Here is a 21,958-nt window from a genome sequence, read left to right as displayed (position 1 = left end):
CACTTTTAATGCCCTCGACGATAAGCGCTTGGGCTTATTCCATAGCGTTGTTTGAATGCTTTACTAAAATGCGTTTCAGAGAGAAAGCCAACTGATAATGCCACTGCTAGAACCGAATTAGCGGAATGTTTAAGTAATTGTGCTGCTTTTTGTAACCGAATTTTATGCACAAAAGCATGCGGGCTTTGCCCTATTTTTTGTTTAAACAAGCGCATAAGCTGTGCCCGAGAAATCGGGCTTTGCTTTACCATCATCTCTATCGACCAATCCTGTTCTGGGGCATGTAGAATTTTCTGAATCAACTGATTAAGTCGATGATCATGAATACCCCGTAAAATTCCACCAACATCATCGGGCTGTTGCAGCAAATAACGGCGTAAAATTTCAATAAGCAATACTGTCGATAAACAATCAATAACCTGCTGTGATGCTGTTTCATTCTGTGCAATTTCAAGTTGTAACAAACTTAAAACTGGTTGTAGCACCTGATTAGGTAAGTTTAGCCATAGGCAATCAGGCAAACTGCTAAACAACTCAGATTGTGGCTCATAGTGAAAACACGCACAAAATAACTCCAGCTCATTGCCTTGCCCATTATGAATTTTTCGAATCTGTATTCCACCTTTTTGTTCAATGCTTGGTAACAATGAAACACCATTATATTGTTGATGATAGCTTAATTGATGATAGGTAGAACGACTGAGCAATACAATATCTCCTTGCTTTAATGGACGATAGTGTGTTTCATTGGCTAACTTTAGCCATCCAGTCCCTGCTACTACAATATGCACAATCGCTTGTGCGGCTTGGCATTGATGCTGTACCAGCCATTCTCCCTGAAAATGACACTGCACATTAATCCCACCACTCACTTGAGCGAGTTGTACTAATTTATCTAAACTTTTGATCATACGATTTTGCTAGAAATTGAGATTTTTTAATAAGAAACATTCTGAAAAGATCGCAATAATAGCACTGTTTTTTATACAACCCAACGGAGAAATCATTATGCAACAATTTACAGACTGGCAAGCACATACAGCACATGTCAAACAATCATTTGGTAAACTTGCGCAAAATCATCCTAAAATGTTTGATGCTTATAAAGCACTAAATACCGCTGCGGCAGCGGAAGCTCTTGATGCAAAAACCCGTGAGCTTATTGCGTTAGCCGTAGCAATTACCACTCGTTGCGAAAGCTGTATTAGCGTTCACGCAGAAGAAGCCGCAAAAGCAGGAGCAACGGAAAGTGAAATTGCTGGCGCGCTAGCTACTGCGATTGCGTTAAATGCAGGAGCAGCATATACCTATGCTTTACGTGCAATGGAAGCAGTTGAAAGCCAAAAATAGTTTGTCGTATCCAAAAATAAAGCGGTGGATTTTTGCAGAAAATTTGCAAAAATCCACCGCTTGTTAAGCCATTTTAAAATAATTTTAGGCTTTTTCCGCTTCTAAACGCTCAAATGAAAGTACTTTGCGTTCAACTTTACGCAGTACTACCGTCATTATTCCTGTAATCACAAGATAAATTACACCAGCCATACCATAAATCGTAAGTGCATCATATTCCGTACCATATAAACGACGTGCATAGCCCATTATATCCATAATGGTAATAGTTGAAGCTAAGGATGTGCCTTTAAATACTAAGATAATTTCATTACTGTATGAAGGTAATGCTCGACGCAATGCATACGGAATTAAGATTTTTAACGTCTGTATGCGGTTTAGCCCCAATGCTGCACAAGTTTCCCACTGCCCTTTAGGAATCGCTTTTACCGCGCCATGGAACAGCAAGGTAGAATAAGCAGTACTATTAAGCGCCAAAGCAAGCATTGCACAAAACCATGCATTCGAGAGTAATCCCCAAATAGGACTTTGGGTAATCCATTCAAATTGTCCCGGCCCTGCATAAATCAGAAAAAATTGCACCAATAATGGCGTTCCTGTAAATAGCGTTAAAAAACCATTAATTAACCATTTTATCGGTTTATTTTCCATTGAAAGCAGGAAGGTTAGCAGCACAGCCAGCACGAAAGCAACAACTAATGCGACTGCTGTCAGCATTAAACTGGTTGGGATTCCCTGTGCAATGACGGATAAATATTCTTGCCACATTTTTATCTGCCTCCTCTTTCAAAACGAGTTACGCGCTGTTCTAAACGGCGGATAAAGAACTGGCTAATTAAGGTAATTGCTAAGTAGATCAAAGCCGCAAAACCATACCAAGTAAATGGCTCATGAGTACGAGTATTAACCAATTCAGTTTGGCGCATTAAATCATGTACCCCAATTAAAGATACCAGCGCGGTATCTTTAAGTAGCACCAGCCATTGATTGCTTAACCCAGGTAATGCATGGCGCCACACCTGTGGCATTACAATATGGATAAAGGTATAGCCACGACTTAAACCAAGTGCAGCCCCTGATTCCCATTGCCCAATTGGAATAGCTTGAATAGCGCCTCGTAGCGACTGCGAAGCATAAGAGGCAAAAATCAATGATAATGCCGTAACCCCACTACCAAAAGCACTTAATTCAATAAATTGCCCTGTAATCATCTCCAACACTTCAGGTGCACCAAAATAGATCAGAAATACCACTAAAATTTCTGGCAAACCTCGTAATAATGCTAGAAATACAGTTGTCGTCTTGCGTAGTGCTGCCCATTTGCTCGTTTCTAAACTCACAAAAACGACTGAGAGCAACATACCAACTAATAACGAACAAACCGCTAACCCTAGGGTCATTAGGGTTGCGGTATACATTAAAGGAAGATAATCAAAAAACATAAAGATTATTTAGTCATCCATTTATCATAAATTGTTTGGTACTCACCGCTTTCTTTAATTGCTTTGATACCTTTGTTTAAGCTTTCAACTAAATCTGTCTTAGATTTATTCACTGCAATACCTAAACCGTTATTGAAATATTTTTTATCAGTCACTTTTTCACCGACAAACCCTAATTCAGGATTTTTCTCAAACATATCACGCAACACATCGGTATCACCAAAGATAATATCAATACGACCATTTTTTAGGTCTAATACAGCATCTTGCAAGCTATTGTAAGAAGAAGCTGCATACTGTTTAGTTTCATTATTCACATACTGCTGATAGGTTGTACCATTTTGTACCCCAACTTTCTTCGCAGTTTCTAAGCTTACATTTTTATCCTTTACCGCAATAAAACTTGCAGAACTTTCATAGTAAGCATCCGTAAATGCCACTTGTTTTGCACGTGCTTCTGTAATATCAATGGCAGAAATTGCCGCATCAAAACCGCCACGACCTTTAATTAGGCTAGGGATTAAAGCATCAAATGCTTGGCTTTTAAAATGACAAGTTGCACCAATTTCTTTACAAATGGCATTTGCCACATCCACATCAAACCCCACAATCTCACCTTTTTCGTTTGTTAATTCAAACGGAGGGTAGCTTGGTTCCATAGCAAAAGTAATTTCTTGCGCATTTGCCATAGTAGTCGCAGCGATCACGGCACTTAAAAGTAATTTTTTCATTGTTGTGTCCTTATACTAATCAGAATGAGAAAGATAGTTAGCAAACTCCGCTGTTTTTGGTTGTTCAAAACAAGTTGCATCACCAAATTCAATAATTTTACCCTGTTCCATATACACGACTTTCGTCGCAACTTTACGGGCAACTGATACCTCATGCGTAACAATCACTTGCGTAATACCAGTTTCCTGCAATTCTTTAATGATATCTACCACTTGCGCGGTAATTTCAGGGTCAAGGGCAGCTGTTGGTTCATCAAATAGCAGCACATTAGGTTGCATCATTAATGCTCTAGCAATCGCAACACGCTGTTGTTGCCCGCCAGAAAGCTGCAATGGAAAACGATCTGCAAATTCTGCAAGCTTTAAACGTGCAAGCAATCCGTTAGCACGCTCTAATGCCTCTGTTTTACTTAACCCAAGCACTTTCATTGGCGCTTCGATTAAATTTTGCATAACACTTAAGTGGTTCCAAAGATGATATTGCTGAAACACCATTCCCACTTCTCTTCGCAATAATGCGACTTGCTTGCTATCTGCTTTAGCAGTTAAATCAAACTGATGATTTGCAACCTGCAATGAGCCCGATTGTGGAACTTCCATTAAATTTAAAGTGCGAATGAGTGTACTTTTCCCTGCTCCACTCGGCCCAAGTAATACAACCGTATCGCCTTTTTCAATATCTAAGTTAATGTCAAACAGCGCTTGGTTACTGCCATAGAAAAAATTGACATTATGAATACGAATTGCCATTCGTGTAATCCTATTTTCGAAAATTTGAATAGATATTAGAATTTAATGAATAATTATGCAAGTAATTTTTTGAAAAAATTTTGTTAATTATTTTTTATTGCCCCGTTGAAAATTATCACTTTCTCAAGTCATACATCCATATTACAATCTGCGACTATTTTATTCGGGAACTAACCTATGCAGCGTTTTTTGACCTACCTTTCCCTGCTACTTATTGCGTGCAGTGCACAAGCAGGATTATTTAAATCACAGCCAAAGTTTCTCAGTAGTGAGCAAGCATTTGCTTTTTCGCATAAACAATCAGGAAATCTCCTTGAACTTAATTGGCAAATTGCAGATGGCTATTATCTGTATAAAAAAGAGATTGAAATAACAGGCATTCATACTGAGTTAGACGAGCCACAATTCCCTGCCAGTGAACGTTATCACGATGAATTTTTTGGCGATGTCGAGATTTTCCGCCATCAACTTGCCATTCAGGTTCCATTCCAAAAACATGTTGGAAAAGTAGAAATTCGTTATCAAGGTTGTACCCAAGGATTTTGCTACCCACCAGAAACCGTTATTCTCGATTTAGCCAAGCAAGCGGTTGATAATACGCAAAATTTTGCAAAAAATACGGAAAATACAACCGCTTTAACAAATGCTCCTATTGCCAAACAAGACCAACTTGCCCAAAATTTATCGCAAAGTCGCCTTTCTGTCTTTTGGTTCTTTGTACTTGGTATCGGCTTAGCTTTTACCCCCTGCGTATTACCTATGTTGCCATTGCTCTCTGCGATTGTTATCGGCAACCAAAACCGCCCAAATACCGCCAAAGCCCTCTTGTTAAGTATTACCTATGTGCAAGGTATGGCATTAACTTATACTCTGCTAGGCTTAATCGTTGCAGCAATTGGTTTACCATTCCAAGTCGCTTTACAAAGCCCACCTGTGCTGATCGGGCTCTCTATTTTATTTACGATACTGGCACTCTCAATGTTTGGCTTATTTGAAATCCGCCTACCAAATAGCTGGCAACAAAAGCTAAACACGCTAAGCCAACAGCAACAAGGCGGTTCATTTATCAGTGTGTTTATCATGGGCATGATCGCTGGTTTAGTTGCTTCACCTTGTACTTCAGCGCCACTTTCTGGCGCGCTGCTTTATGTTGCACAAAGTGGCGATCTCATTACAGGGGGCGTAGCTCTCTATCTGCTCGCTTTAGGAATGGGCATTCCATTAATTTTAATTACTCTGTTCGGGAATAAAATTCTGCCGAAATCAGGTGATTGGTTACTCAATGTGAAAACGATTTTTGGCTTTGTGATGCTAGCGTTACCCGTATTTTTACTTGCTCGCATCTTCCCTGAATGGGAAAGCTATCTATGGTCAGCATTGGCAATTGCCTTTATTGCTTGGGCTTATGAAAAAGTTGGCTCTGCCAAGCTTTATCAGAAAAGCCTAAAACTACTTTTAATCATTACGCTTGCACTCTGTGCAAAGCCTTTCGCAGATTTAGTTTGGGGAGATGCCAACCAGACAACACAAGCGCCTATTCACTTTAGCCGAGTGACTACACTTGCAGAATTACAACAAAAACTAACCGCTTCACAAGGAAAAAAAGTAATGCTCGATCTCTATGCGGATTGGTGTGTTGCTTGTAAAGAGTTTGAGAAATACACATTCCCAAATCCCGAAGTGAAAGCTAAATTGAGTGAAATGCTGGTATTACAAGTTGATATGACTAAAAACTCACCTGCTAATGATGAACTCATGAAACATTTCAATGTGCTAGGCTTACCCACAATTTTATTCTTTGATGAGCAAGGAACGGAAATAAGCCAAGCTCGAGTTACAGGTTTTATGCCCGCAGAAGCATTTCTAGCTTGGTTAAATCAGCTTTAAACGAAAAGGAGGGCTAAGCCCTCCCTTCACGCTACGCCCCCATCACTCGCTCTTCACTAATCATAAAATTTGCAATGCGTTCAGCAATAAGCCACTGACCCGCTTGTTTCACATAAGTATCGTGATAACGCACATAATGGCTTAACATCACGTCTTTGCCCGCTTCATTTTTACGCACCAATGCCACTTGGCAATAGTTGATTGCACTCGCATTCATTTCATCTTGAAACGTTACCGTATGCTGACCATTTAAGTGATAAACTGAATGAAAAGGTGTTAAGTATTCCGTAAACACTTTTTCAATTTCCGCTCGCCCTTGCATTGCAAATACTAATTCACCACCAATATAGGTATTGACGATGGCATTTTCCGTAAATAATGGCATTTGTGCTGCCACATTTTTTTCATCAGCAAGATTAGAGAAGGTATCTACTAAGTCTTTTAATGCTAAACGATCTTGGAGTTGTTGTAAGTTCATTATGATTTCCTTTTATTTGTTAAAAATGATTATTTATCTAACCCTTTCGCTTTTAACCAATCAGCGGCTAACGCGGCGAGTTGGGCATTGTTTTTTTCACCCATTAAAAAGTGTGAGTTGCCTTTAATGCCGATCTCAGGCAAATGAACGAGTGTCGCATCTCCACCATGTCTATTGATGGCTGCTACAAATTGTTTTGCCATTTCCAGTTCAGTTCCCCATTTATCTTCGCCAACATTTTTCGATCCCACTTGAATATAGTCACCGTAGTAAAGCACGATTGGAAGTTGAGTCAGTTTCTTAAATTCGCTCATTGGTACGCCTATTGCCGATCCGCTAAGCGCTTCAAAGCGAGCTTTGGTGATTTTTGGCATTTCATTTTCAGGGAAGATAAACGGTGTACCACCGGGTTCCCACGCCACAATGCCTTTTACTTTGTTTGAACGCAATGCAGCACGCCAACCGATAGTCCCCCCCATTGAGTGAGTCACAAGGATTGCACCATCAGTTTGATTAACGAGCTGTGCTAATACGTCTGCATTTAAATCATTATCCAGCGGGCCAGAGCCAATTGTCCACGCTTGTTGGAAGGCTTGATAAGCTGTTTCACCTTGTGGAAATTGAGCATTCGCCACAGGCTTGCCGTTGTTATCGTAACTGCCCATTCGAGAAAGAATCCATAATGTTTTATCGCCATACATTGGATTACTTGCCCAAGGGGTATCAGGAGTAACAGCTTGGGTAGAAAGGTTCGCTTTACCGCTTCTTGGCTGATCTAGCAAATAAACGCTATACCCTTTACGCAAAAATAAACTATCAAAACCTTCACGCCCATCAACGGTACTTTCCCACGTGCGAGAAGATTGTGCGCCACCGTGTTGGAAAATCAGTGGATATTTTTTCGCATTGACGGGCGTTTGATATTTCACATAAGCAAAATCGCCATAAGCACGTTGCCCATTCGGGCTAATAAAGTGCTCGGGATTAAATGTGCCTTTGTGAGTCACATAGCTTCCGCCTACGGTAAAGCTACCCTGTTTTTCAATCTGTAAGGCATTGCTTGCAGTTTGGCAACCAGTTAAAACTACCGCACTTAATGTTGCGAGTAACAAAGTCGTTTTTAATTTCATTTTTTGCTCCGTTTGAATTTAGAATAATGTCGCAATCGCTTGTATTAGCGTCTATTGCGGCTCTTTTAATTTTACCGTATAAGCCATTTTGCAAATTTCATCTGATTTCTAATCGCTTGCTTGTTTTAAGATAAGTATAAAACGGTAGATTTATTTTGATTAGATAGGAAAATCAGGATACTCTTATGAAAAAAATTCATCAATAAAGTCAACATGAAAGAAAACCTTAACGATCTCCGTGCCTTTTTGAAAGTGGCACAAACAGGCAGTTTTACCAAAGCCGCAGCACAAATGGGCGTATCGCAGTCGGCGTTATCCCATAGTATTAAAGGCATTGAAGAACGGTTGAATATAAAACTGTTTTACCGCACCACTCGTAGTATTTCCACCACCGAAGCAGGCGAACAGCTCTATCAGCGACTCGTGCCACTTTTTGCAGAAATTGACCAAGAAATAGACGAATTAAGTGCATTTCGCAATACCGTCAAAGGCTCACTACGCATTAACGGCAATGAACACGTTTTTCGCTATGTGTTAGCCGATAAATTTGCTGAATTTGCCAAACGTTATCCCGAAGTGGAATTAGAACTGGTTGCCGAAGACCGTTTTGTGGATATTGTGGCAGAGCGTTTTGATGCGGGCATACGGCTTGGCGAAGATGTTGCCAAAGATATGATTGCGTTACGCATTTCGCCTGATTTACAAATGGTTACCGCTGCCAGTCCTGACTATCTGGCAAAATTTGGCACGCCAAAAACCCCTTTTGATTTAACCAAACATTGTTGCCTAAAACATCGTCTTGCCACGCTGGGGGGCATTATGACGTGGGAATTTAATGATCCCATCACGCAAAAAATGATCAAGCTTCAGCCACAAGGTAATCTCACCGTAAACAACGGCTTCTTATTGCCTCACTACGCAAAACAGGGATTAGGCATTATTTGGACACCGAAAGACAGCATTCAAACCGAGTTAAATAACGGCACGCTCGTTCCTATTCTGAATGAATGGGCAATGCACTATAACGGCTATCATCTTTATTACCCTAACCGCCGCCAAAATTCACCGCTTTTTCAGGCACTCGTTGCGCAATTACGAATTTAAAATATATAGATAAGGCTAAGTATAAACTTAGCCTTTAATGGGATATTAAGCTTTCTTCAAAAACTCTGATTTCAGCATAATCTTACCGCAATCAACATTGTGATCGCCATGGGCAAGGCGGATACCTTTATATTTTGTACCCTTTTTTAATACCTCTGATGAACCTTTTAGTTTAAGATCTTTGACTAAAATAACATCATCACCATCTGCAAGTAAGTTACCATTAGCATCTTTAACGATTAATACATCTTCATCATCTTGCTCTGCAACTTCTTCGCCTGTCCATTCATAAGCACAGTCTGGGCAAACAAATTGAATAGAATCGTGGTAAGTATTTTCACTGTTACATTGTGGGCAAATAGGGAAATCCATTGTTATCTCCGTTAAAAAAAGCATTATTATAAAGCAAGCGGTCGATTTCAGGGAAAATTTTGCAAAATACAAGCAGAAAAAATCCCACCGAAGTGGGATTTTTTTATTTCATCTCGTTTAGCCAAGTGTTGCGATATATTTGAGCATTACCCCAGCGGCAATGGCTGAGCCGATTACGCCAGCCACATTCGGGCCCATTGCGTGCATGAGTAGGAAGTTTTGTTTATCCGCTTCCAAGCCCACCTTATTGGCTACACGAGCAGCCATCGGTACAGCTGAAACACCTGCGGCACCAATCAGTGGGTTTACTTTGTTTTTGCTCACTTTGTTCATCAGTTTTGCCATTAATACACCACTTGCGGTACCAATACAGAATGCAATAACACCCAATAATAAAATACCCAATGTTTGCGGTTGTAAGAATTTATCGGCAACTAATTTTGAACCTACGGATAAACCTAAGAAAATCGTGGTAATGTTAATTAATGCATTTTGTGCGGTGTCGTTCAAACGCTCAACCACGCCACTGACTCTTAATAAGTTACCGAAACAGAACATACCGAGCAATGGTGCTGCATCCGGTAACAAGAAAGCGACTAATAACAATAATGCAATTGGAAACAAGATTTTCTCACGGTTACTAACGTGGCGAAGTTGTACCATTTTGATTTTACGTTCTTGCTCATTAGTTAAAGCCTTCATAATTGGAGGTTGGATTAACGGCACCAATGCCATATAAGAGTAAGCTGCAACTGCAATTGCACCTAATAATTCAGGGGCGAGTTTGCTGGCAATATAGATTGCAGTTGGGCCGTCTGCACCACCGATAATCCCGATGGCTGCAGCTTGTGGCAGAGTGAAATCAATCACACCTAACCAGTTTAAGCCCACTGCACCGAGTACAGTTGCAAAGATACCAAATTGTGCTGCAGCACCTAAAAGTAGCGTTCTTGGGTTAGCAAGTAGAGGGCCGAAGTCTGTCATTGCACCAACGCCCATAAAGATAATCAGCGGTGCAACCCCATAGCCAATTGCAATTTTATAGAATAAGGCGAGTACACCAGCGGTATAACCCATATCGCCCGCCATCACATCCAATTCATTTTGAACTGATGGCAGAGCAGTGTTTAAAGCGGTTTTAATTGAGCCTAAATCTGCACTTGTGCCTAATTTTGCAGCCACAATCGCCAACTGTTCGGCTGTGCCACTGTGTAGCAAATTATCCAGTGCAGTCATTGCTAAGCCTGCCTCAGGAATGTTTGAAAGCAAGCCGCCGAAACCAATCGGCAGCAATAATAACGGCTCAAACTGCTTAGAAATTGCAAGCCAGAGTAGCACCAAACTGATGATAATCATCACCGCTTGCCCCCACTCTAAGTGCATTAAGCCTGTGCCTTGAATTAATGCAATAATGCTTTCCATTCAGCCCCCTTAGGCAAGCTCTAGCAAGGTGTCGCCAACGGCAACCACATCGCCTGCTTTGACTTTAATACCTTTTACTGTGCCAGCTTTGGTTGCACAGATTTGGGTTTCCATTTTCATGGCTTCTAAGATGAGTAACACTTCGTCTTGTGCAACAGTTTGCCCTTCAGAAACCAACACTTTAACAATGTTACCTGCCATTGGTGCAGTAACTGGCTCGCCAGCACCTGCTGGTGCGGCTGCCGCAGATGCTGGGGCTGCAACAGGAGCAGCCGCTTGCGGTGCGGCAACTTGGCTGATTTGGCTAATATCGCCACCATCACTCACTTTCACCACAAACGCTTTGCCTTCAAGCTCAACGGTGTAAACCGCTGGTTCACCTGCTTTCGGTGTAGGCGCTGCCGCTGATTTCTCTGCGGCTTTGCTTTCTGCAGTTGGTACAGGCTCAAACGCGGCTGGGTTATCACGGTTTTCTAAGAATTTCCAGCCAACTTGTTGGAAAAGTGCCACGATTAATGTATCGTCCACCTCATTTGCAAGTTTTAACCCTTTTTCAGCCGCTTGTGCTTTCACCTCCGCAAGCAGTTTATCCATTTCTGGGGCGATTTTATCTGCAGGGCGACACGTAATCGCTTCTCCACCTTCCAAAACACGAGCTTGTAATTCAGTATTAACAGGAGCAGGCGTTCTACCATATTCACCTTTTAATACGCCCGCGGTTTCTTTAGCGATAGTTTTGTAACGCTCACCCATTAATACGTTCATTACTGCTTGAGTCCCTACGATTTGCGAAGTCGGGGTAACAAGCGGCAAGAAACCTAAATCTTCACGTACTTTTGGAATTTCAGTTAATACCGCATCTAATTTATCCGCTGCGTTTTGTTGTTTAAGCTGGCTTTCAAGGTTGGTAAGCATACCGCCCGGCACTTGTGCCACTAAAATACGGCTATCTACCCCTTTTAATTGCCCTTCAAAAGCGTGGTATTTTTTACGTACTTCACGAAAATAAGCGGCAATTTTTTCTAACTTAGGAATGCTTAATCCTGTATCAAATTGTGTGCCTTGTAAGGTGGCCACTAATGATTCAGTTGCAGGGTGACCATAAGTACCGCTCATTGAAGAGATAGAGGTATCTACTCCATCAATACCAGCCTCAATCGCTTTAAGCAATGCCATTTCTGCCATACCTGTGGTTGAATGGCAGTGTAAGTGTAGCTCAACATCAAAACGTTTTTTGATTTCGCTAACCAATTCACTTGCGGCAAATGGGGTTAAAATACCTGACATATCTTTGATCACCAAAGAATCAATGCCGATTTCCATTAACTGCTCGGTCACATCTAACCAAGTTTGCAAGGTATGCACAGGGCTGGTGGTATAACTTAATGTCCCTTGTGCATGTCCGCCTTGTTTTTTCACCGCTTGTAGTGCTTGTTGCATATTGCGTGGGTCATTCATCGCATCAAATACACGGAAGACACTCATACCGTTTGCGACGCAACGTTCCACAAATTTATCCACCACATCATCGGCATAATGGCGATAGCCTAATAAATTCTGACCACGCAATAACATTTGCAGAGGGGTTTTAGGCATTGCTTTTTTCAATTCACGCAAACGCACCCACGGATCTTCGCCTAAGAAACGGATACAAGAGTCGAAAGTTGCACCACCCCACGCTTCTAAAGACCAATAGCCAATATCATCTAATTCTTTGGCAATCGGTAACATATCGTCTAAACGTAGACGGGTAGCAAATAGAGATTGGTGAGCATCACGCAATACAACGTCAGTAATGGCAATTTTTTTTGTCATGATTGATCCTTAATTTAATGTAGCCCTTGTTGGCGGCGGTGATGGGCGATCGCGGCAGCGATCACTGGACGCAGCAACGCAATATCATTCACACTAGCCGTTGAGATAGGCGCAGGTGCAGAGGTTGCTGATTGTGGTGTGTGTTCTGGGAAATAAGTATTAACGACTTTAGAAATCAGGCTAATAGCAAAAATTAGCAGAAAGAGGAAAACTAACACAAATCCCATTCCAACTAACATCAAGTTTAACCCTTCTCGTAATAGTTCGGTTTCACTCATTTTTCACTCCTATCAAAAAGATAGTCTGTAATGTAAACGAGATAACAGCAAAACTCAATATTAAATCTAATTTAAATCATAAAATTTTCTAATACGTTAGGGCGTATTGATGTTTCAAATGAAGTGACGTTGTCGATTAAAAATCCCCCCCAGCGGGCTTGGCGAATTTTTGCCGAAACCACAACCCCGTTTGAAACACCAATACGCCCTAATAATATAAGCGGTCAATTTCTGCGAAAAATTTGCAAAATAAAAGGCTGCCATTGCAGCCTCAAACCAGTTAGGCAAATAGCCCAGAAATATATTTTGAAAGAGTCATCATACTTAAAATTGCCATGCTCACTACAACAACAGCACCTGCTATTGTCATCCAAACTGGGTGTTTATAGTCGCCCACAATTTTGCTTTTATGTGCTGCCAGCAGCACTAAGCCAAGAGAAATAGGTAAAATTAGACCATTTAGTGTGCCAACAAAAACCAATACTTGAGCAGGTCTACCAACAGTCGCAAGCACTGCGGTTGAAATAATAATAAAGGCAACGATAAAGCAGTTTTTATGCTTCTCAATAAACGGTGAGAAGGAGGTGATAAATGAAACTGAAGTATAAGCTGCACCAATTACAGATGTAATGGACGCCGCCCAAATGACGATACCGAAAATAATTAGTCCGATATTACCCGCCACATATTCAAATGGGGTTGATGCTGGGTTTGCTGGATTAAGTTTTACGCCTTGTGATACAACGCCTAATACCGCTAAGAAAAGTACCACGCGCATAATTGAGGCGATCAAAATGGCAGAGACAGAGCTTTTACTCACTTCTTTAAGATTTTCTTTGCCTTTAATCCCCGCATCTAACAACCGATGTGCACCAGCAAAAGTAATATATCCTCCAACAGTACCGCCTACGAGCGTAACAATCGCAATAACATCAAGTTGTGCGGGAATAAAAGTATGCACAACTGCATCACCAATAGGCGGGTTAGATTTTACCGCAACAAAAATAGTCAAAGCGATCATAATAAAGCCCATAATTTGGGCAAATCTATCCATCACTTTACCTGCTTCACGGAATAAGAACACGCCTACCGCTATCGCACCACTAATAATCGCTCCTGTTTCAGGAGCAAATCCTGTGAGAATATTCAAGCCTAAACCCGCACCACCTACATTGCCGATATTGAATGCAAGCCCACCCATGACAATCAAAATTGCCAGGAAATATCCCGCCCCAGGCAATACCACATTTGCAATATCCTGTGCTTTCTTTTCAGAGACTGCCACAATACGCCAAATATTTAGCTGTGCTCCAATATCTAGCAGAATTGAAAGCAAAATCACAAAGCCGAAACTAGCAAGTAGTGTTTGCGTAAAAGTGGCAGTTTGGGTTAAAAATCCCGGTCCAATGGCAGAGGTTGCCATCAAAAAAGCAGCGCCGAGCAAAGCACTACGGTTTTTTGTTGTATTTGACATATTGTCTCTCCTGTTTTTGTTGTTTTTTATTTGTCATTTTAATCAAGTTATTGGATTGTCAGAGCAGATCGAAATCCCCCGATTTCTCAATTCCTCCAAAATTCTCTTGGCAAATACCACGGCGTGCTCGCCATCGCCATGCAAGCAAACACTTTCTGCTTTAATCGGTACGTTACCGCCATCTACAGTAAGCACAGTGCCCTGTTCAATCATTTCCAATACTTGAGCGATTGCTTCACCATCGCTTTCTACCATTGCATCAGGGCGAGATCTTGGCACTAGAGAACCATCGGCAAGATAACGGCGATCAGCAAATACTTCAGAAATCGTTTCCAACCCAATGTTTTCAGCAACAGAGAGCATTAAACTACCGGAGAGCCCCATCAATTTTAGTGAAGGATCAAAGTGTTTAATAGTTTCTGCAATCAAGCCTGCAAGTTGAGGATCTTTTGCGGCTTGGTTATATAATGCACCGTGTGGTTTTACATAACTCAATCGAACACTTTCCGCATCACATAAAGCTTTGATTGCTCCTAGCTGATAAAGCAAGCAAGCTTTTATTTCATCATTGGGCAAATTCATATTGGTTCGTCCAAAATTTTCTCGATCGGGAAAACTCGGGTGAGCACCAACTCGTACATTATTTGCTTTTGCCCATAAAATGGCTTTACGCATTTCATTGTAATCGCCTGCATGCAAGCCACAACTGACATTTGCCGAGCTTACTAGCTGTAGTAATTGCTCATCATTGGCACAGCCTTCGGCGAGATCTACATTTAAATCAATTCTCTTCATTTGCTTTTCTCCAAATGTTCGCTAAATAATCTTGATCTTGTTGGAAACGAGCCACTGCTTGTTCACGGCTTAATAATTCAAATTGTACTGAACGACCAATTTGGGTTTGGGCTAATCGCCCAAGATCAGCTTGAATTATGCAAGCAATTTTAGGATAGCCCCCTGTAGTTTGGGCATCGGCCATTAACACAATAGGCTGCCCATCAGGAGGGACTTGCACAGTGCCAGCAGGCGCTGCGTATGAAAGCATTTCAAGGGAAGCGGTCAATTTCAGTGGATTTTCTGCAAAACGGTAGCCCATCCGATTGCTATTGTGCTGCAGTATCCACCCTTGTTGCCAAAAACGTTCTCGGCTGTCTTGGGTAAAAGCATCATATTCAGAAGAGGTTGTTGCCCCAATTCGCTGAGTAAAATTGATCGGCTCAACGCCTAGAAATGATAATTGGGTATCACGTAAAGCTGTTGGAATCGTATCACCAGCTTTTAACATTCGCCCTTGATAGCCGCCAAATTGAGCTTTGAGATCGGTACTGGCTGAACCAAGTACCTGCTGCACCAGAAAACCGCCTGCGACACAAAGATAAGCATAATTACCTTGAACAATACGCTTGAGAGTTAAGGTCTGACGAGCTTTGGCGGTGTAGCGGAAATAAGCAAAAATAGGCGAACCATCAAGCTCTGCTTCGACTAATGCCCCCGTAAAGCAAAATGGTGTATCGCAGTCAAAAGTCAGGCTCATTCCGCCTAAGGTAATTTCTATCGCAGGGGCATTTTCTGCATTTTTTAACAATAAATTACCCGCTTGTAAGGCAAGTTTATCCATTGCACCACTATGCCCAATACCGAGCAAGCGATAACCATAACGTCCTAAATCTTGAATATAGGCAAACCCTTGCATTTGTTTAATGTAGATCATAGACGGATACTCTCTGCGACAAAACGGACATTATCTCCAGCACTTAACAAAGTAGGCGGAGATTTCTGAATATCAAATAGAGGAAGCTCAGTTCGTCCAAGTAACTGCCAACCTCCTGGCGAGGTAAAAGGATAGATCCCCGTTTGACTACCGCCAATCCCAACAGAACCAGCAGGTACTTTGGTGCGTGGTACGTCACGGCGTGGCGTGTGTAAATTTTCAGGCAAGCCATTGAGATAAGGAAAACCAGCTTGAAAGCCGATCATAAATACGGTGTAAGTCGGGTCGGTATGACGGCGGATAATCTCTTCAGGCGTAGTATGGTGAAAGCGCGCAACCTCAAATAAATCTTCGCCAAATTCACCGCCATAATGCACTGGGATTTCTACACAGCGAGCAGTTTTGGTCGTTTGCGTTTGATAGTTTTCCCACAGGGCTTGCAAATGCTCAATGAGGGGTTGGCTAGCGGTGAATAAATCATAATAGACGGTAAAATTATTCATACCTACTACGACTTCTTGTACATTCGGTAAGCGACGAGCTTGCGCAGATATAGCCCAAATTTGTTGCTGTTTGCTAAGTTCAGCAGGCGGGGAAGCAGAACACAGCAGGGAATGTTCGCTCGTATGATGAATGGTGAGCATAAAACGCCCCAAAATGTTAATAAAAGGTAAAAACGTTTTACGCTCGAACATTTTTCCTGTCAAATAGATTTTCAAAAAATTGTGATCTATACGTTATTTTTGTTGCAAAATATCACTCCGTTCACGCCAATATGTGGCAAAACGTGGTTTGCCATTTGCAGTTAAACCTCGATATTTATACGTAATTACCATGCCGATAGCGGGCGGATTTTCTCTCTCTTTATCTTTAAAACCTGAACCAATCCGAAAGCGACCACGTTCATTTTCACAGGTAATTGAACCTAATTTATCCGCATATTTCCCTTTGCCTTTATGATGAGCAATCACTGTACATTCTTCATCATCAATGGCTTTAAGTTTGAGAATTTGTGCCGATCTGCCTTGAATATAAGGCGAATTTGGATTACGAACTACCACACCTTCACCACCTAGTTTTTGGACTTCATTGAAAAAAGCATTGAGATGAGCCTTATCTTTTACAGGGATCTGCTCAATAATTTCAATATGATTACTTGGGTTTTCTGCAAGAAAGTTTTGTAGTTTCGTCAACCTTGCAAAAAGATCGCCTTCGGCATTTGGCACATCAAAAACGTGTAATTTTAATTTGTACCACCCTTTCGGATTTGCCGAACGCACGGTTGCCGCAATTTCTTCAAATTTGCCGCGCTCACTGAAAAGCTCGCCATCAATAGCGAAAGGAGGAAAATTTTTGATGAAATAATCAGGCGGAGCGAGCGGGAATCCTTGGCGGCTAATCAACTGTTCACCATCCCAGAAACCTCTTACACCATCAAGCTTTTCACTCATTACCCAGCCATCAATAGGTTGATCTTTATACTGTTCAAGTAGCATTAAATTAAGAGGCTGCGCTGTTGCCAATGTTGCCATAAAAATCAAAAGTAATCGCCACATAACCTTTCTCCTATCAAACAAAGTTTTGTTAATATAGGTAACCGATTAGCCAACATCCGATTTTTTATCTATTTTTGGGATCTACGTCCCAAAATTTGCAAAAATTAGTGAAGAATCTACCGCTTGTAAGGATTAAAAATGAAAAAAATAGCTCTGATTGCCACTGCCCTTTTAGCTGCTTGTAGCAGTGAATTAGATCAAAAATATCCCCACGCAAAATACAAAATTTCAAATAGTCAAATGAAAGAGTATGTGTTGCAAATGAATAATGCCGAACAGTGTATTCACCCAAATTTGGCTGGTTTAAGTTACGAGCAAGCCCAAGCGCAGGTTTACAGCAAGTATTCTGAGCTTGAACAATTTGTATGGAATTATGGCGTAGTCCCGAAAGTATTGGAAAAAATCATTGGTAAGCAAAATGCCAAAACAATTTTTGTGGATGATGAAGCATCACAACACTATTTCTTTGATAAATTAGATAAATTTAATCACCAAAATGCCAATGTGAATGTTCGAGAATGTGAGCAGTTTAAAATGGCGTTTTCAGATATGATGGGCGATGTATTACAACTTATTCATTCTCCTCGTTAAAAAATAGGGCGGATCATTCCGCCCTATCTCTTATTTTGCGTGATTGATTAAAAACTCAGTTAAAAGCGGAACAGGTCTGCCCGTTGCCCCTTTTCCTGCACCCGATTTCCAAGCGGTGCCTGCAATATCTAGATGAGCCCAACGGAATTTTTCAGCGAAGTTGGATAAGAATACGCCTGCGGTAATCGCTCCGCCCATTCGTCCGCCTAAGTGAGCAAGATCAGCAAAGTTAGATTTAAGCTGCTCTTGATACTCTTCGCCCATCGGTAAACGCCACACTTTATCGCCACTTGCCTGTCCTGCTTGGAATAGTTGTTCGGCAAGTTCATCATCGGTAGAAATTAAGCCGCTATTGTGGTTGCCAAGTGCAATCATACACGCCCCTGTGAGGGTTGCCACATCAATCACTAATTCAGGCTCAAAACGCTCCGCATATGTTAAAGCATCACAAAGTACCATACGCCCTTCCGCATCGGTATTTAACACTTCCACTGTTTTGCCCGACATTGTAGTGATAATATCACCTGGGCGGTAAGCGTTGGCATCTGGCATATTTTCGCAGCCAGCTAATACACCAATCACGTTTAATGGCAAATTCAGCTCGGCAATCGCTTTCATTGTGCCGTATACTGCTGCCGCACCGCCCATATCGTATTTCATCTCGTCCATTGCTTCGCCCGGTTTGAGTGAAATACCGCCACTGTCAAAAGTCATACCTTTACCGATTAACACGATCGGCTTCGCATTGCCATTGTTTTGATAGTTGATGATCGATATAAAGGCTTCATTTGCCGAACCACGAGAAACCGCAAGATAGGAATTCATACCCAACTCTGCCATCTGTTTTTCATCAACGATAGTGGTGTTAATGGTGCTGTATTGTTCAGCAAGTGCTAGTGCACAATCAGCAAGATAGCGTGGGTTGCATACATTTGGCGGACAGTTCGCCACATCTTTGGTAAATTTTGCCCCGATTGCCACCGCTTGAGCGTGGACTAGAGCGGTTTCTGCGTCATTACCTTCGGCAACAAAGCTAATTTGAGCAAGTGATGATTCTGCTGATTTTGTCGTTTTGAACTGTTCGAAACGATATAAACTTTCACAAATCGCTTCCACCGCAAAACGCACAGACCAGTATGGGCTACGCTGTTTAATTTCCACTTCTGCTAAAGCAAATACTGCTCGTTTAACTTGCGTTTGACCAAGCAATTCTACGCATTTTTGTACCAGCTGTTTAAATTGACGTTCAGTAGTTTCTCCCTGCTTACCGCAACCAATAGCTAATATACGCTTTGCTTGAATATTTGGTACGTGATGCAACACCAAGCCTTGTGCAACTTCGCCTGATAAATCCCCCTGCGTTTGTAGCTGACTTAAAAAACCATGACTTGCTTGATCAACTTGTTGTGCACTGGACGATAATTTGCCCTCTTCAAAAACAGCGACCACCAAGCAATCTGTTACTTGGCTTTGCCACTCATTTGTTGGAATTAAATTAAATTGCATAAATCCTCTCGTGATTTTTATTTGATAAAAAGGTATGATTACACCTTTTTCAAGCGCTCATTTTTGCAAAAAATTCTGCAAATAATCCGCTTGCAACTCATTGTAAAAATGTAGGTCGTAAACTACTCATTTGTTAGAAAATTGCAAGCATAATTTAAGAGAAAAACCGTGATATTAAGCCGATATTTAACCAAAGAAATCGCCAAAAGCCTGATTGCGATTTTGTTTATTTTTATCGTTATTTTCTTCAGCCAGCAGCTAGTACGTGTGCTCAATTCGGCTGTCAGTGGCAAAATTCCAACAGATTTGGTGCTTAGCCTTATTGGGCTAGGTATGCCAACAATGACACAATTTATTCTTCCCGTTTCACTCTTTTTTGCCCTGATTTTAACCCTTGGCCGTTTCTATTCTGAAAGTGAAATCACCGTAATGCGAGCCTGTGGCGTGGGATCGGGGATTTTAGTCAAATCTGCGTTAATGCTTTCTGTGCTAATGACCGCACTTGCTACTTATAACGTATTTTGGCTTACTCCCTGGGCTATTGATAAACAAAGTGAGATTTTAGCGGAAGCGAAAGCCAATCCCCGTTTTTCCGCATTGACAGCTGGGCAATTTATCTCTGCTGGCGGTTATGTCCTTTTTATTGAAAGCATTGAACAAAATAAAAACCAAATCAATGATGTTTATGTTTTTCAACCTGATCAACAGAAAAAAAATCGTCCATCGGTCGTGGTCGCAGAAAGCGGTGAGTTAAAAGGTTTGCCGAATGGCGATCAATTGCTCACATTAAAAGAGAGCCACCGCTATGAAGGGACACCGCAAACGGCTGATTTTCGTATTTCGCATTTTGAAGATTACAGAGCTTATCTTGGCTACCAAGATGTTGATTCTGAAGAAAAATTGGTACAACGTGCCGACTTTTCGACTTTAGTCGCTACAAACTCTCCTGAAGCCAAAGCCGAATTACAGTGGCGTTTAGCCTTAATTTTTGCTGTGCCATTAATGGCATTAATTGCCGTACCATTAAGCAAAGTGAATGCTCGTCAAGGTCGCTATGCCAAATTCTTCCCTGCGGTACTGATTTTCTTAATCTATTTCCTATTACAGAGTTCACTAAAATCAGTGGCAGGAAGTGGTAAAATCAATGCAAATAGCGTGATGCCACTTGTATCAGTCGGCTTTTTACTACTCGGTATTTTGATGAATGTGTGGGACACTAAAACAATTTCCGCATTACGTTACCGACTCAGTGCAAGAAAAGGGGCATAATCCAATGAATATTCTAGAACGCTATATCGGCAAAACGATTCTGCTCTATATTTTTGTAGTTCTGCTCGTTATTATTGGGCTTGCTGGCATTATTAAATATGTGGAAGAGTTCCGCCATGTGGGTAAAGGAAGCTATGACGCATTAAATGCGGCTTACTATACCGTACTTATGTTGCCCAGTGATTTAGAAAATTTCTTTCCTGTAGGCGCATTAATCGGTTCATTACTGGGCTTAGGTGCATTGGCAAGTAATAGTGAATTAGTGGTGATGCAATCGGCAGGCTTTTCCCGTTTTAAAATCGGGTTTGCAGTGATGAAAACAGCGATTCCATTGATGATTTTATCAATGGTAATCGGCGAATGGATTGCACCACAAACCGAGCAATTTGCTCGTAATATGCGTGCAGTTGCCCAAAGTGGAGGCTCAATGCTTGCTACACAGGCAGGCTTTTGGGCAAAAGATGGTTCAGATTTTATCTACATTCGCCGTATTACCGATGAACAAAATCTGAATGATATTTTGATTTATCATTTTGAAGAGCGAGAACTGAAATCGATACTTTCTGCGGAAAAAGCAACTTTCCAGTCAGGCAATGAATGGCAACTACAAAATGTACAACAAGCGGTCATTAATGATGAAAAAATTGCACAATCACAATTGGCCGACCAGCCTTGGAAAACCAGTATTACGCCAAGCAAATTAGGGATTGTTTCACTTAAACCGGAATCTCTTTCAATTTCAGGCTTGGCAGATTATGTGGGGTTCTTAAAAGACACAGGACAAGATGCTAAACGCTTTGAGATAACCTTTTGGCGTAAACTTTATGAACCACTTGCAATGGCAGTCATGATGCTACTGGCAATCTCCTTTATTTTTGGTCCATTAAGAAGTAGTGCAATGGGCTTGAAAATTGTGATTGGCGTTATCGCCGGTTTCAGCTTTTATGTGGCAAATATCGTTTTCGGCAATTTAACCTTAGTCGTTTCTTGGCTCCCCGTGGCAATTAGTGCATTAATTCCAAGCATTGTTTGTATTTTAATTGTGTGGTGGTTGTTGAGTAAAAAAAGAGATTAATTTTCCATTATTAATTA

The 21,958-nt window shown here is 41.3% G+C and carries 23 protein-coding genes; 6 read left to right on the top strand and 17 right to left on the bottom strand.

Features of this window, described 5'->3' with window-relative positions; translation table 11 throughout:
- Positions 1-5 precede the first annotated feature (5 nt).
- Positions 6-911, bottom strand: coding sequence for a cupin domain-containing protein (locus F542_RS03110; protein ID WP_042365556.1), 906 nt, complete (start codon positions 909-911; stop codon positions 6-8).
- A gap of 97 nt (positions 912-1,008) precedes the next feature.
- On the opposite strand from F542_RS03110, the gene F542_RS03105 reads away from it, so the two are divergent.
- A complete protein-coding gene (locus F542_RS03105; RefSeq protein WP_015432986.1) occupies positions 1,009-1,350 on the top strand; it encodes a carboxymuconolactone decarboxylase family protein in 342 nt (113 codons plus the stop codon).
- A gap of 84 nt (positions 1,351-1,434) precedes the next feature.
- Here the strand turns inward: F542_RS03105 and artM are convergent, their stop codons facing one another.
- From artM to artP, 4 genes are read right to left on the bottom strand one after another with little or no spacing between them, the layout of a single operon-like run.
- Positions 1,435-2,118 (bottom strand): arginine ABC transporter permease ArtM, encoded by a 684-nt coding sequence (gene artM, locus F542_RS03100; protein WP_015432987.1) that lies wholly within the window; start codon positions 2,116-2,118, stop codon positions 1,435-1,437.
- Between the two features lie 2 nt (positions 2,119-2,120).
- Positions 2,121-2,792 carry an arginine ABC transporter permease ArtQ gene (artQ, locus tag F542_RS03095; protein ID WP_015432988.1) on the bottom strand — a complete coding sequence of 224 codons (672 nt, stop codon included), beginning with the start codon at positions 2,790-2,792 and terminating at the stop codon, positions 2,121-2,123.
- A gap of 5 nt (positions 2,793-2,797) precedes the next feature.
- On the bottom strand, positions 2,798-3,523 hold the full coding sequence (locus tag F542_RS03090; RefSeq protein ID WP_025266885.1) for a transporter substrate-binding domain-containing protein: 726 nt from the start codon (positions 3,521-3,523) through the stop codon (positions 2,798-2,800).
- 15 nt (positions 3,524-3,538) lie between these two features.
- On the bottom strand, positions 3,539-4,273 hold the full coding sequence (gene artP / locus F542_RS03085; RefSeq protein WP_015432990.1) for an arginine ABC transporter ATP-binding protein ArtP: 735 nt from the start codon (positions 4,271-4,273) through the stop codon (positions 3,539-3,541).
- 177 nt (positions 4,274-4,450) lie between these two features.
- Between artP and F542_RS03080 the strand changes: the two genes are divergently transcribed.
- Entirely contained in the window at positions 4,451-6,160 is a 1,710-nt protein-coding gene (locus F542_RS03080) for a protein-disulfide reductase DsbD (RefSeq protein ID WP_015432991.1), read from the top strand.
- Between the two features lie 31 nt (positions 6,161-6,191).
- Here the strand turns inward: F542_RS03080 and F542_RS03075 are convergent, their stop codons facing one another.
- Positions 6,192-6,638 (bottom strand): nuclear transport factor 2 family protein, encoded by a 447-nt coding sequence (locus tag F542_RS03075; protein ID WP_015432992.1) that lies wholly within the window; start codon positions 6,636-6,638, stop codon positions 6,192-6,194.
- Positions 6,639-6,667: 29 nt separating this feature from the next.
- Positions 6,668-7,768, bottom strand: coding sequence for an alpha/beta hydrolase (locus tag F542_RS03070; protein ID WP_025266884.1), 1,101 nt, complete (start codon positions 7,766-7,768; stop codon positions 6,668-6,670).
- Between the two features lie 213 nt (positions 7,769-7,981).
- On the opposite strand from F542_RS03070, the gene F542_RS03065 reads away from it, so the two are divergent.
- The gene (locus F542_RS03065; protein ID WP_015432994.1) at positions 7,982-8,872 is read left to right on the top strand and encodes a LysR family transcriptional regulator; all 891 of its coding nucleotides are present in this window, start codon (positions 7,982-7,984) and stop codon (positions 8,870-8,872) included.
- 45 nt (positions 8,873-8,917) lie between these two features.
- Here the strand turns inward: F542_RS03065 and F542_RS03060 are convergent, their stop codons facing one another.
- The 9 genes from F542_RS03060 to F542_RS03020 form a co-directional block, all read right to left on the bottom strand.
- Positions 8,918-9,244, bottom strand: coding sequence for a zinc ribbon domain-containing protein YjdM (locus F542_RS03060; RefSeq protein ID WP_015432995.1), 327 nt, complete (start codon positions 9,242-9,244; stop codon positions 8,918-8,920).
- A 117-nt stretch (positions 9,245-9,361) separates the two neighbouring features.
- On the bottom strand, positions 9,362-10,666 hold the full coding sequence (locus F542_RS03055) for a sodium ion-translocating decarboxylase subunit beta (protein ID WP_015432997.1): 1,305 nt from the start codon (positions 10,664-10,666) through the stop codon (positions 9,362-9,364).
- A 9-nt stretch (positions 10,667-10,675) separates the two neighbouring features.
- Positions 10,676-12,481 carry a sodium-extruding oxaloacetate decarboxylase subunit alpha gene (gene oadA / locus F542_RS03050; protein ID WP_015432998.1) on the bottom strand — a complete coding sequence of 602 codons (1,806 nt, stop codon included), beginning with the start codon at positions 12,479-12,481 and terminating at the stop codon, positions 10,676-10,678.
- Positions 12,482-12,495: 14 nt separating this feature from the next.
- Complete coding sequence (locus F542_RS03045) at positions 12,496-12,759, bottom strand: oxaloacetate decarboxylase subunit gamma (RefSeq protein WP_015432999.1); 264 nt, start codon at positions 12,757-12,759, stop codon at positions 12,496-12,498.
- A 280-nt stretch (positions 12,760-13,039) separates the two neighbouring features.
- Positions 13,040-14,233: an NRAMP family divalent metal transporter gene (locus tag F542_RS03040; protein WP_015433001.1), complete on the bottom strand. Its 1,194-nt coding sequence runs from the start codon at positions 14,231-14,233 to the stop codon at positions 13,040-13,042.
- A 42-nt stretch (positions 14,234-14,275) separates the two neighbouring features.
- A complete protein-coding gene (gene pxpA, locus F542_RS03035) occupies positions 14,276-15,028 on the bottom strand; it encodes a 5-oxoprolinase subunit PxpA (protein ID WP_015433002.1) in 753 nt (250 codons plus the stop codon).
- Positions 15,015-15,944, bottom strand: a complete 930-nt coding sequence (locus F542_RS03030) for a 5-oxoprolinase subunit C family protein (protein WP_025266883.1) — start codon at positions 15,942-15,944, stop codon at positions 15,015-15,017. The genes pxpA and F542_RS03030 overlap by 14 nt, the downstream gene beginning before the upstream one ends.
- Entirely contained in the window at positions 15,941-16,588 is a 648-nt protein-coding gene (pxpB, locus tag F542_RS03025) for a 5-oxoprolinase subunit PxpB (protein ID WP_025266882.1), read from the bottom strand. The genes F542_RS03030 and pxpB overlap by 4 nt, the downstream gene beginning before the upstream one ends.
- 93 nt (positions 16,589-16,681) lie before the next feature.
- Entirely contained in the window at positions 16,682-17,500 is an 819-nt protein-coding gene (locus F542_RS03020) for a DNA ligase (protein WP_042365552.1), read from the bottom strand.
- 138 nt (positions 17,501-17,638) lie between these two features.
- On the opposite strand from F542_RS03020, the gene F542_RS03015 reads away from it, so the two are divergent.
- Positions 17,639-18,091 (top strand): DUF5358 family protein, encoded by a 453-nt coding sequence (locus F542_RS03015; protein WP_025266880.1) that lies wholly within the window; start codon positions 17,639-17,641, stop codon positions 18,089-18,091.
- A 30-nt stretch (positions 18,092-18,121) separates the two neighbouring features.
- Here F542_RS03015 and F542_RS03010 read toward each other — a convergent pair whose 3' ends face one another.
- Positions 18,122-19,597, bottom strand: coding sequence for a leucyl aminopeptidase (locus F542_RS03010; protein WP_025266879.1), 1,476 nt, complete (start codon positions 19,595-19,597; stop codon positions 18,122-18,124).
- 168 nt (positions 19,598-19,765) lie between these two features.
- Here F542_RS03010 and lptF point away from each other — a divergent pair, with 168 nt between their 5' ends.
- Positions 19,766-20,866: an LPS export ABC transporter permease LptF gene (gene lptF, locus F542_RS03005; protein ID WP_025266878.1), complete on the top strand. Its 1,101-nt coding sequence runs from the start codon at positions 19,766-19,768 to the stop codon at positions 20,864-20,866.
- 4 nt (positions 20,867-20,870) lie between these two features.
- Entirely contained in the window at positions 20,871-21,941 is a 1,071-nt protein-coding gene (gene lptG, locus F542_RS03000; RefSeq protein WP_025266877.1) for an LPS export ABC transporter permease LptG, read from the top strand.
- Positions 21,942-21,958 lie beyond the last annotated feature (17 nt).

It is taken from the genome of Bibersteinia trehalosi USDA-ARS-USMARC-188 (assembly GCF_000521725.1).
Taxonomy (GTDB): Bacteria; Pseudomonadota; Gammaproteobacteria; order Enterobacterales; family Pasteurellaceae; genus Bibersteinia; species Bibersteinia trehalosi.
This window is presented reverse-complemented; position numbering and strand designations above follow the sequence as displayed.

Bases quoted from the DNA above. Each gene is read 5' to 3' on its own strand.
- F542_RS03110 (WP_042365556.1), bottom strand. From the start codon at position 911: ATGATCAAAAGTTTAGATAAATTAGTACAACTCGCTCAAGTGAGTGGT.
- F542_RS03105 (WP_015432986.1), top strand. From the start codon at position 1,009: ATGCAACAATTTACAGACTGGCAAGCACATACAGCACATGTCAAACAA.
- artM (WP_015432987.1), bottom strand. From the start codon at position 2,118: ATGTGGCAAGAATATTTATCCGTCATTGCACAGGGAATCCCAACCAGT.
- artQ (WP_015432988.1), bottom strand. From the start codon at position 2,792: ATGTTTTTTGATTATCTTCCTTTAATGTATACCGCAACCCTAATGACC.
- F542_RS03090 (WP_025266885.1), bottom strand. From the start codon at position 3,523: ATGAAAAAATTACTTTTAAGTGCCGTGATCGCTGCGACTACTATGGCA.
- artP (WP_015432990.1), bottom strand. From the start codon at position 4,273: ATGGCAATTCGTATTCATAATGTCAATTTTTTCTATGGCAGTAACCAA.
- F542_RS03080 (WP_015432991.1), top strand. From the start codon at position 4,451: ATGCAGCGTTTTTTGACCTACCTTTCCCTGCTACTTATTGCGTGCAGT.
- F542_RS03075 (WP_015432992.1), bottom strand. From the start codon at position 6,638: ATGAACTTACAACAACTCCAAGATCGTTTAGCATTAAAAGACTTAGTA.
- F542_RS03070 (WP_025266884.1), bottom strand. From the start codon at position 7,768: ATGAAATTAAAAACGACTTTGTTACTCGCAACATTAAGTGCGGTAGTT.
- F542_RS03065 (WP_015432994.1), top strand. From the start codon at position 7,982: ATGAAAGAAAACCTTAACGATCTCCGTGCCTTTTTGAAAGTGGCACAA.
- F542_RS03060 (WP_015432995.1), bottom strand. From the start codon at position 9,244: ATGGATTTCCCTATTTGCCCACAATGTAACAGTGAAAATACTTACCAC.
- F542_RS03055 (WP_015432997.1), bottom strand. From the start codon at position 10,666: ATGGAAAGCATTATTGCATTAATTCAAGGCACAGGCTTAATGCACTTA.
- oadA (WP_015432998.1), bottom strand. From the start codon at position 12,481: ATGACAAAAAAAATTGCCATTACTGACGTTGTATTGCGTGATGCTCAC.
- F542_RS03045 (WP_015432999.1), bottom strand. From the start codon at position 12,759: ATGAGTGAAACCGAACTATTACGAGAAGGGTTAAACTTGATGTTAGTT.
- F542_RS03040 (WP_015433001.1), bottom strand. From the start codon at position 14,233: ATGTCAAATACAACAAAAAACCGTAGTGCTTTGCTCGGCGCTGCTTTT.
- pxpA (WP_015433002.1), bottom strand. From the start codon at position 15,028: ATGAAGAGAATTGATTTAAATGTAGATCTCGCCGAAGGCTGTGCCAAT.
- F542_RS03030 (WP_025266883.1), bottom strand. From the start codon at position 15,944: ATGATCTACATTAAACAAATGCAAGGGTTTGCCTATATTCAAGATTTA.
- pxpB (WP_025266882.1), bottom strand. From the start codon at position 16,588: ATGCTCACCATTCATCATACGAGCGAACATTCCCTGCTGTGTTCTGCT.
- F542_RS03020 (WP_042365552.1), bottom strand. From the start codon at position 17,500: ATGTGGCGATTACTTTTGATTTTTATGGCAACATTGGCAACAGCGCAG.
- F542_RS03015 (WP_025266880.1), top strand. From the start codon at position 17,639: ATGAAAAAAATAGCTCTGATTGCCACTGCCCTTTTAGCTGCTTGTAGC.
- F542_RS03010 (WP_025266879.1), bottom strand. From the start codon at position 19,597: ATGCAATTTAATTTAATTCCAACAAATGAGTGGCAAAGCCAAGTAACA.
- lptG (WP_025266877.1), top strand. From the start codon at position 20,871: ATGAATATTCTAGAACGCTATATCGGCAAAACGATTCTGCTCTATATT.